The sequence below is a fragment of the Halorubrum shenae genome, assembly GCF_051194165.1.
Taxonomy (GTDB): Archaea; Halobacteriota; Halobacteria; order Halobacteriales; family Haloferacaceae; genus Halorubrum.
In genome coordinates this window covers 1-8,941 of the sequence record NZ_JBLZNI010000035.1, presented here as the reverse complement: position 1 = coordinate 8,941, position 8,941 = coordinate 1, and the positions used below count along the sequence as shown (strand labels likewise).

General features: G+C 65.2%; 9 protein-coding genes. 6 read left to right on the top strand and 3 right to left on the bottom strand.

The genetic code is table 11. From position 1 onward, the window contains the following. Nucleotides 1–220: 220 nt before the first annotated feature. Complete coding sequence (locus ACNS88_RS17405) at nt 221–889, bottom strand: DUF7530 family protein (protein WP_435100560.1); 669 nt, start codon at nt 887–889, stop codon at nt 221–223. Further along, nucleotides 886–1,806 carry an NAD(P)H-binding protein gene (locus tag ACNS88_RS17400; protein WP_435100557.1) on the bottom strand — a complete coding sequence of 307 codons (921 nt, stop codon included), beginning with the start codon at nt 1,804–1,806 and terminating at the stop codon, nt 886–888. The genes ACNS88_RS17405 and ACNS88_RS17400 overlap by 4 nt, the downstream gene beginning before the upstream one ends. Before the next feature lie 115 nt (nt 1,807–1,921). On the opposite strand from ACNS88_RS17400, the gene ACNS88_RS17395 reads away from it, so the two are divergent. From ACNS88_RS17395 to ACNS88_RS17380, 4 genes are all read left to right on the top strand, one after another. Then, a complete protein-coding gene (locus tag ACNS88_RS17395) occupies nt 1,922–2,839 on the top strand; it encodes an MBL fold metallo-hydrolase (RefSeq protein ID WP_435100554.1) in 918 nt (305 codons plus the stop codon). A gap of 70 nt (nt 2,840–2,909) precedes the next feature. Beyond that, nucleotides 2,910–3,515, top strand: a complete 606-nt coding sequence (gene pspAB / locus ACNS88_RS17390; protein WP_435100551.1) for a PspA-associated protein PspAB — start codon at nt 2,910–2,912, stop codon at nt 3,513–3,515. 4 nt (nt 3,516–3,519) lie between these two features. Further along, the gene (locus tag ACNS88_RS17385) at nt 3,520–4,026 is read left to right on the top strand and encodes a hypothetical protein (RefSeq protein ID WP_435100548.1); all 507 of its coding nucleotides are present in this window, start codon (nt 3,520–3,522) and stop codon (nt 4,024–4,026) included. Then, nucleotides 4,023–4,655 (top strand): IMPACT family protein, encoded by a 633-nt coding sequence (locus tag ACNS88_RS17380; RefSeq protein WP_435100545.1) that lies wholly within the window; start codon nt 4,023–4,025, stop codon nt 4,653–4,655. Before ACNS88_RS17385 ends, ACNS88_RS17380 begins: the two co-directional genes overlap by 4 nt. A 197-nt stretch (nt 4,656–4,852) precedes the next feature. Here ACNS88_RS17380 and ACNS88_RS17375 read toward each other — a convergent pair whose 3' ends face one another. Further along, complete coding sequence (locus ACNS88_RS17375) at nt 4,853–6,559, bottom strand: DNA-directed DNA polymerase II small subunit (protein WP_435100542.1); 1,707 nt, start codon at nt 6,557–6,559, stop codon at nt 4,853–4,855. 112 nt (nt 6,560–6,671) lie between these two features. Here ACNS88_RS17375 and ACNS88_RS17370 point away from each other — a divergent pair, with 112 nt between their 5' ends. Continuing rightward, nucleotides 6,672–7,844 (top strand): S24/S26 family peptidase, encoded by a 1,173-nt coding sequence (locus tag ACNS88_RS17370; protein ID WP_435100539.1) that lies wholly within the window; start codon nt 6,672–6,674, stop codon nt 7,842–7,844. Between the two features lie 94 nt (nt 7,845–7,938). Continuing rightward, nucleotides 7,939–8,941 (top strand): RNA-guided endonuclease InsQ/TnpB family protein (locus ACNS88_RS17365; RefSeq protein ID WP_435100536.1); only part of this gene is annotated, 1,003 nt, incomplete at its 3' end.

The window sequence follows — 8,941 nt, the reverse complement described above, 5'->3', positions numbered from 1 at the left end:
CCGGGTTGAGAACGGTGGAATATCCGGCCCTGCCATCGATGGTGGATTGTGGAGGCGTTGTCGGATTCATCCTGACCCTAAAGGGTCAGGTATTCTCCTTGTTTTTTTATAAGTTCCAAGAGCTACAGGGCGAGTGAGTCGGCGGTTCACGACCTTTTTCTCTGATTCGGCAGATCCCGTGAGCAAGATCGATATCCGTCGCTGAGTCGTGACGACGCACTCAAGACAGCGCGATCGCCGCGGAACAGACGATCGCGACCGCGAAAACGTGTCCGACGACCGCCCCGAGCAGGACCGGTTCCTCGAGCAGGAAGGGAACGAGCGCCAGCTGAATCGCCGAGAACGCGATGTTCTCCGCGTCGAGCCGTCTGACTCGCGAGGTCGCCGCCGGTGGGAGGTCCACGTGGACCGCGCGCCACAACGCGATGACCGCGCTCCACCACGAGGTGCCGATTCGGTAGGTGAGATCCCAGAGGATTAGCAGCGTGAGGTAGACGACCGGTACCGGCGGATCGGTCCCGAACAGGCGCTCGATCAGGGCGCCGTCCCACGCGATCATGTACGTGACGAGAGCGATGAACGCCAGTACCCCGAGGACGATCTCGATGCTCGACCCGAACAGCAGTCGCTTGTGCGACGCCGGCGTCGGAAGGCGACGGTTGATCGCACCGAGTCGGTGCATCTCGACACTGCCGACGGCCGCCACGACGACGGCGACGCTCCCGGCGAGGACCGCGTCCCACAGCCCGTAGTACCAGCCGAGCGCGATCACGCCGACCTCGAACAGGACAAACTGGATACCGACCGCGAGCGACCGGGAAATACCGAGCCCGGGAATCCCGCCGACGAGACTCTCGTAGACCCACGTCTCACCGTAGTTTCGGCTCACGACCGAGCCTCTTCCGGTTGATTCAGTTCGTCGATCGCACGCGCGACCGCAACCTCGAACGGCGTCTGGTCGATCGGCACGAGATCGCGGATCCGATCGTCCTCGACGATCACGGTGTTGCGGAGTCCCTCGACGAGCGAGCGCGCGAGGTAGGGGTTCACGTCGGTGACCAGCCGGAGCCACCTCGCCGACAGCCCCGGGCTCAACACGGGCACCCGGATTATCCACAGTCTGTGGCCGAGCTGGCGACGGGTCTGACGGAGGATCTCCGCGTACGTCAACACGCTCGGACCGCCTATCTCGAAGGTGTCATCGGCGGTCGCCGGCTCCTCAAGAGCGCCGAGGAGATAGCCGACCACGTCGTCGATCGCGATCGGTTGACAGAGGGTGTCGACCCACTTCGGCGTGGTCATCACCGGAAGCCTGCTGGCGAGTCCGTGAATCACCTCGAAGCTCGCGCTGCCGGCGCCGACGATGATCGCCGCCCGGAGCGTCGTGAGCGCCGGGTCGCCGGTTCCGAGGATCTGTTCGACCTCGCGGCGGGACTTGAGGTGCTCGGAGAGGTCTTCTCGGTCCTCGCCGAGTCCGCCGAGGTAGATGATCCGATCGGTACCCGCGTCCGACGCCGCCTCGACGAAGTTCTGAGCGCAGTTGCGGTCCCGCTCCTCGTAGCCCGGACCGCCGTCCATCGAGTGAACGAGGTAGTAGGCGGCGTCGACGGGCTCGCCGTCGATCTCGAACGCAGGCGGTAAGGTGTCGGGTTCGAGGAGATCGCCCTCCACGACGTGAACGTCTGCAGGCGGGGCGTACCCATCGGCATCTCGGACGAGAGCGATCACTTCGTGACCCCTGTCGAGGAGCGCCGGGACGAGCCGGCTCCCAACGAATCCCGTGGCCCCGGTGACGAGCGCGCGCATACGGACCCGTCGGGCGGAGCGACCATAAGGATCCGCCACGACCCGGCGGTCAATCTCTCCGAGCTGCTTCGCCCCGACCGATCGTTAAAAGTCGTCGCGCGGCAGTCGTGTCGACATGCACGCAGGCGAGTTCGAGGCAGTCGGCGGGGTGCCGGACCTGTATGTCCACGACACCGGGATGTACGACACCGACGAGTACGGAGCCGTGTACGTGTACGACGCCGAGCGGCCGGTCGTGATAGACACCGGCACGGGAGCGAACCGCGAGGGGCTGTTCGAGACGCTCGACGAGATCGGGATCGACCGCGAGGAGCTGGCGTGGATCCTTCCCACCCACGCCCACCTCGATCACGCGGGCGGCGCGGGCCACCTCGCCGAGCGCTACCCGAACGCCGAGGTCCGCGTTCCCGAGAAGGGAGTCCGACACCTCGTCGATCCGGGGGCGCTCGTCGCCGGCACGAAATCCGCCGTGCAGGACCAGTGGCAGTACTACGACGAACCCGCACCCGTCCCCGAGGACCGCATCGCGGGGCTCGTCGAGGGTGACCGGATCGACCTCGGCGACCGCGAGCTCGTCGTCCACGAAGCGCCCGGTCACGCACCCCACCACGCGTTCTACCACGAGCCCGACGCCGACGTTATCTTCACGGCCGACGCCGCCGGGATCTACGTCCCGGAGGTCGACGCGGTTCGTCCCACCTCGCCGCCGCCGCAGTTCGACCTTGATCAGTGTCTCAGAGACCTCTCGGCGATCGAGGAGATCGACCCGGAGTACCTTTGTTTCGGCCATTTCGGTCCGCGCGAGTACGAGCCGTCGCTGATCGGCGAGGGGAAGCGGGCGTACGTCGAATGGGTCGAAGCCGTCCGAGAGAAGCGCGAGGCGCTCGGCGACGACGAGGCCGTCGTCGAGTACTTCGAAGAGGCGAGCCGGGAGGTGGAGTTCTGGAACCCGGAGCGCGCCAGAGCCGACGCGAGCCTGAACGCGCGCGGTGTGTTGGCGTACCTCGACCCCGTCGAGGAGTCTGAAGAGTAGCGGGGGCGACGAGGAACTCGCGCTCCCGACGGAAACCCCTAAACCCCGCGTCACCTAGCCGTGCCCATAGATGGGCATCTTCGACACGATCCGCGCCGTACTCGGGACGAGCGCCGAGACAGACGCGACCCGCGAGGCCGACCCCGAGGACCTCTTCGGGATGTCGACCGCGTACATGACGATGGAGGCCGACCTCAGCTACGACCACTGCGGGGAGGCCGCGCTGTGTTTTTCCGGCGTCGACAGCACCCGGTTCGACGACGCGGTCGAGACGGTCGAGGCAATTCTGGAGGCCGGCGAGATCGACACCGGAACCGGGTTTCACCGACACGAGGACGACCACGGCTACCAGTGGTTCGTGCTGGAGGATGACGACCCGGAAGACCTGGTGACGAGCATCCACTTCGCGGCCGACCAGTTCATCGAAGAGGGGTTCGGCTCCCGCCTACTCGCCGCTGTCTTCGGGTTCGAACGCGACGGCGTCGACGCCTACTGGATCTACTCGTTCCGACGCGGCGCGTACTACCCGTTCTCGCCGAAGGGGACGAACGACCGGAACCAGCAGGTCGAGTTCAAACTCCAGTCCGTTCTCGACGGGGAGCTCGGGCTCGAAGACGACGAGTCCTACTGGTACCCGCTGTGGCCCGACACGCCGGGGAACCACCCTTGGGAATGACCCGATGAGCCGTGAGAGTGACCCGACGAGCCGTGAGAGTGACTCGACGAGCGCGACGGGAATCGGTTCGGACCGTTCGTACTCCGGCCGCGACGCGACGCGAAAACGTCTCCTTCGGGCGGTGGCCGCACAGACCGCGGCGCTGAGCGCGACCGTCCACTTCCTGTGGGCGTGGCCACGGCTCGGTGGGGCCACCGACGCGCGCCCCTACGTGTTTCTGCTCGGCGGGGTGTTCACGGTCGCTGTCGCGGTCGCGACGCTGCGCGCGGACGAGTACCGGCGGCTGTACGCGCTGGGCGCCGGCACGCTCGCGGCGTTCCTCGTCGGCTACGCGGGATGGCACGGCGGCGGTGTCGCGGCGGCACTCGTGAGCGACCCGCTCGCGATCGTCGGCAAGGGCGCAGAGATCGTCGGCATCGTCGCGTTCCTCGCGCTGTATCGGCTCGCGCCGCCGACGAGCGTCGTGATCGAGCGGCGGGAGGGGGCCGCGGCCGACGAGGACAGCGCATGACCGAGACGTACCTGACGGTCGAGGAGTCCGCGACGGCGGCGTTCGAGGTGCAGGGCTCGGAGTTCCTCGGGCACGTCTCGCCGGCCGACACGGTAGCGGCGGCCGAGGCGTTCATCGATCGCGTCCGGACCGAGTACGACGACGCGACCCACAACGTGCCGGCGTACCGGGTTCCCGCCGGCGAGGCCTCTGCCCGGACGCCCGGCAGCGAGGTCATGCTCCGGGAGTACTCCTCTGACGACGGCGAGCCGACCGGCTCGGCGGGGAAGCCGGCGCTTAACGTGCTCCAACAGCGCGAGATCCGGAACGTCGTCGCGGTGGTAACCCGGTACTACGGCGGGACGAACCTCGGCGTCGGCGGACTCGCGCGTGCCTACTCGCGGGCGGTGAAAGACGGGGTCGACGAGGCCGGCGTGATCGAGGAGCGACCGCACCGGCGACTGGTCGTGGAGACAGCGTACGACGACTCGGGGACGGTCCGGGGCGTGATCGAGTCGGAAGGCGTCGAGTTCGACGCCGACTACGACGAGCGCGTGCGGTTCGTGCTTCGGGTTCCGGTACCCGAAGTGGAGTCGCTCGTGGAGCGGCTCAACAGCGCGACCAGCGGTCGCGTCGAGATTGACCGGTAGTCGGTCCGCGATGCCTCTCGATGGCGAGAGCGTCGATGGCGAACAGGCGACGCGTGGCTTCGGAGTCGTTGCCCGCGACGGTGCGTCGCGCTCCCGCCCAGTTCGCCGCGGGTGACGTTCAAGTCACGGCGGGGCTGGAGTCGGGATGGTATTTCAACTGTCGGACGCGTCGCGGGAGGTCGCTGGAATCCGTGGAGTCACGCGAACTTTCTGACGGTCATCTCGAGGGTGTCCAGATCGAGGATGGGCGCGTAGCCGGCGTCGGGATCGATGTTGACGGACTTCTGGAAGTCGGTCTGGGCCTGCCAGCAGCCGGAGTTGACCGCGAGGACGTTGTGGTACTTCCCCCACCCGAGCTTGTGGACGTGACCGGTGTGGAACACGTCGGGTACGTCCTCGATGACGAGGTAGTCGCGCTCCTCCGGCGCGACCCGGGTGTGGCCGCCGAACTGGGGGGCGACGTGGCGCTTTTTTAAGAGCTGGTACATCGCCTTGTGGGGTTCGTCGTAGCTCGCCTTCTCTTCGGGGAGCTCCGCGATCACCTCGTCGAGCGAGACGCCGTGGTACATCAACACCTCGACGCCCTCGACGGAGACGGTGGCCGGGTTCGAGACGATCTGCGCGTCGTGGACGTCCATGATGGAGCGGATTTCGTCGTTGAACCCGGGTTGGGGCTCGGCGAGTCGAACCGCGTCGTGGTTGCCCGGGATCATCACGATCTCGGTGTCCGCCGGTACCTCTTTGAGGTACTCCGCGAACGCCTCGTACTGCTCGTAAATGTCGACGATCTCGAGTTCCTCGTCCTGACCGGGATAGACGCCGACACCTTCGACCATGTCGCCGGCGAGCAGCAGATACTCCACCGGTTCGGCCTCGGGCGTGTGGAGCCAGTCGGTGAAGCTGCTCCACGCGTCGGCCATGAACTCGTCGCTGCCGACGTGGATGTCGGAGATCAGCGCGGCTTGGACGTGACGGTCGGCGCCTCCGGTCCGATGGGTTCGGGGAACGTCCGGGAAGTGGAGAGAGTCGGCGAACAGGATGCCGGAGTCGTCCGCGAGCGTGCCCTCGACGGCGAGACACTCGTCCATCAGGATCTCGTCCACGAGGTCGGCGAGTCCCTTGTCTTTCATCACCAGCGCGGGGAACGTCCCGGTCGTGTCCTCGAGTTCGATCAGCCAGTGGCCGGACTTGGTGGACCGGACGTCGTTGACGAGGCCGATCATCGCGGCGTCGCTCCCGCCGGGCATGTCCGCGATCGCCTCGGCGGGGCGGTGGTTGACGCGACCGCGCAGGACTTTCGAGAGCCGCTCGTAGCGATCTCGGAACGTCCGGACGAAGTCGTCGTACTCACCCGTACCGGTGCTTCGACCGGTCATATCGTTGCCGACCACCAGATCCCGCAGATCGGGGTCGTGGTGGGGGGCGCTGTCGGTGACGGTGTCGGTGTTGCGGTCAGAGCGGGATTCGATGTCTGAAGAAGACCCCTCTGTTTCGACTGGAGATCGGGTCGTCGAGGTCGAAGAGGCCGATTCGTGGGTGGTACGGGTTGGAGACGATTCATGGGTCGAGTCGGCGGAAGGGTCAGTCGATTTGGAGTCAGGGGCTGCCGGTTCGGCGTCAGAGGCTGCCGGTTCGGCGTCAGAGGCGGTCGGAGCGGCTTCGGAAGCAGTCGGATCCGCATCGGGAGCAGTCGAATCCGCACTGGAACCGGATCGGTCGCTCGTGACGGCACGGACGTGATCGGACGTGATGCGCAGGGCGTCGTCCGGAGCGCGGTCGACGACCGATTCGACGGCTTTGGCGGAGTTTGGCGCGCTCGCTAAGAGGGTGATAGCTTCGCGTTCGGCGTTGTATCCGTGTCTGGCGAGTTCCTTAGCGATCCGAGCGTTCGACTCCTGCGGCACGACATTTGAAACGAGAGGGCGGCCCAAAACGGTTCCGGAGCCAGTCTTTCGTCGAACACATCGACAATCGGGACCCGGAAGCTTATGACCGAAACCCGTCAACGCGAACGTAATGGACGAAGGGGATCGGTCGGACGGAGGCGGCGAATCCGACCGGGAGACCGAGTCGGCGGACATCGATACCGGGACCGACGATTCCGGCGACGATCGATTCGTTGACGGCGATCCCACCGACGCCAGTGTGGGCGACGGCGACGACGGAAACGACGATACCGAGGCGTTTTCCGAGGAGAGTATCGGCCCGAGTGTTAAGGAAGACACCGATTCAGGTGTCGAGCAGGATACCGGTCCGGGTGTCGAAGAGGACATCGAGAGCGATTCAGAAGATCCTGGAGGCACCGCCGGGAGGCCGGGTGAGCGTAGTCGGCTCGCCGGGGATCGACACGCCAGCGATCGGAGCGAAACGAGTCGAGAGCGAGTCGCAACGAACCGAACGGCGGGCGCCTCCGACGAGGGACTCCTGTACCGGTTCCGCCACGACAGAGAGGGGCTACTGATGTGGATCCGAGAGATGCTCTCCAGCGTGGCTATCGTACTCGTGATCGGGTTGATCCTGTTCGGTGTCAGCGGCGTGTGGCCGCCGATGGTCGCGGTCGAGTCCGGGAGCATGGAACCGAATATGAAGGTCGGCGACCTCGTCTTCGTCACCGAACCGGGGCGACTCGCGCCCGACGCCGCCGACAACGATATCGGCGTGGTGACACACGAAGTCGGTGAAGCTGTCGACTACCGAACGTTCGGGTCCTACGGCTCGGTGGTGATCTACCGGCCGCCCGGGCGGACGGCCTCGCCGATCATCCATCGGGCGATGTTTCACGTGGAGGAGGGCGAGAACTGGTACGACCGTGCCGACGATCGATACCACAGCGCCGCCAGCTGTGGCGATCTCACACACTGTCCCGCACCCCACGACGGGTTCATTACGCTCGGCGACAACAACGGAAACTACGATCAAGCGAGTGGGCTCGCCGCACCAGTCAGATCCGACTGGGTGAAAGGAGTCGCGCGAGTTCGCATCCCGTACCTCGGCTACGTCCGGCTGATCGCGACTGGACAGGCGGAGCTGGGGGACGTGTTAGCGACGAAGGTAGTGGTACAGACAGGTAGCGTCGGAGTCGGCTTGAGCGAGATCGACGAGAAGGTGATTTCTGACGTGAATCCAACTGTTTCAGCATTTTCGAGGTGGAGCCTCCGGCCTCAAGGAGCGACCGGAGGGAGCGAGTAGGCCGGAGAGAAAACCGACATGGACCGACATAACCGGCACACGGCGACCACTCGACTCCCGAATAATTAAGAACTGACAGGTTCACATCTGAAACATGGAGGTCCGGCGTACTGCACCCGTCAAGCTCGTCGTCCCCGACGAGCGACGCGACGATCTCCACGAATCTGCTCGGCAATTCCTTCACTGCGCCAATCGTGCCGCCGAGTTCTGTTGGTCCGACGACTCCTACAGCAAATGCGTAACGGCCAACACGACTGCACGGGATGCGCTCTACGACGAACTCCGCGAGGAAACCGACCTCACCGCAAACCTCGTTCAAGAAGCCATCCGGCGCGGCGTCCACGCCGTCAAGGGGTGCGTTGACCGGTGGAAAAACGGGAAGCGAGTAAGCCGACCTGAGTTCACCTCATGGAGTATGCTGTACGACAAACGGAGCGCGACGTTCTACCGGAATAACGTCTCGCTTTCGACTGTCAACGGACGCATCGAGTGTGAGTTTGAACTTCCCTCGGACAGCCCCACACCGTACGAACGGTACGTGCTGTCAGAGAAGTTCGAGTTCCGAGCGAGCACGCTCCAGTACGACTCCGAAGGCGACGACGGTGACGACACAGAGGCTTCGGCAGATACCGGGCACCAGACAGTCCTCGGTATCGACCTCGGTGTGAACAGCCTCGCCGTCTCCTCCACCGGACGCTTCTGGCAGGGTGACGACTACGATCACCGGTGCCGTGAGTTCGAGAAGCGGCGCGGAGAGATGCAACAGCGCGGGACGCAAGCCGCGCACACCGCTCTGCTTCGACTCGGAAAGCGCGAAGAAGCGTGGCGGAAACAGTACATCCACACGGTCGCCAACGAGATCGTCTCAGAAGCCGTTGAGCATGACTGCGACGTACTCGTGTTCGAGGAGTTAACCGACATTCGAGAGCGAGTCCCGCACGCGAAGTGGCACCACGTGTGGGCGTTTCGCCGCCTCGTCGAGTACGTCTCCTACAAAGCACCTGAGAATGGTGTCTCGGCGGAGCAGGTCGAGCCGAACCACACGTCTCAACGCTGTTCTCGGACGGACTGTGGGTTCACGCATGAGGACAACCGCC

What these genes read in the sequence shown, in the direction of transcription:
- ACNS88_RS17400 (WP_435100557.1), bottom strand. Translation starts at nt 1,806, where the DNA reads ATGCGCGCGCTCGTCACCGGGGCCACGGGATTCGTTGGGAGCCGGCTC.
- ACNS88_RS17395 (WP_435100554.1), top strand. Translation starts at nt 1,922, where the DNA reads ATGCACGCAGGCGAGTTCGAGGCAGTCGGCGGGGTGCCGGACCTGTAT.
- pspAB (WP_435100551.1), top strand. Translation starts at nt 2,910, where the DNA reads ATGGGCATCTTCGACACGATCCGCGCCGTACTCGGGACGAGCGCCGAG.
- ACNS88_RS17385 (WP_435100548.1), top strand. Translation starts at nt 3,520, where the DNA reads ATGAGCCGTGAGAGTGACCCGACGAGCCGTGAGAGTGACTCGACGAGC.
- ACNS88_RS17380 (WP_435100545.1), top strand. Translation starts at nt 4,023, where the DNA reads ATGACCGAGACGTACCTGACGGTCGAGGAGTCCGCGACGGCGGCGTTC.
- ACNS88_RS17370 (WP_435100539.1), top strand. Translation starts at nt 6,672, where the DNA reads ATGGACGAAGGGGATCGGTCGGACGGAGGCGGCGAATCCGACCGGGAG.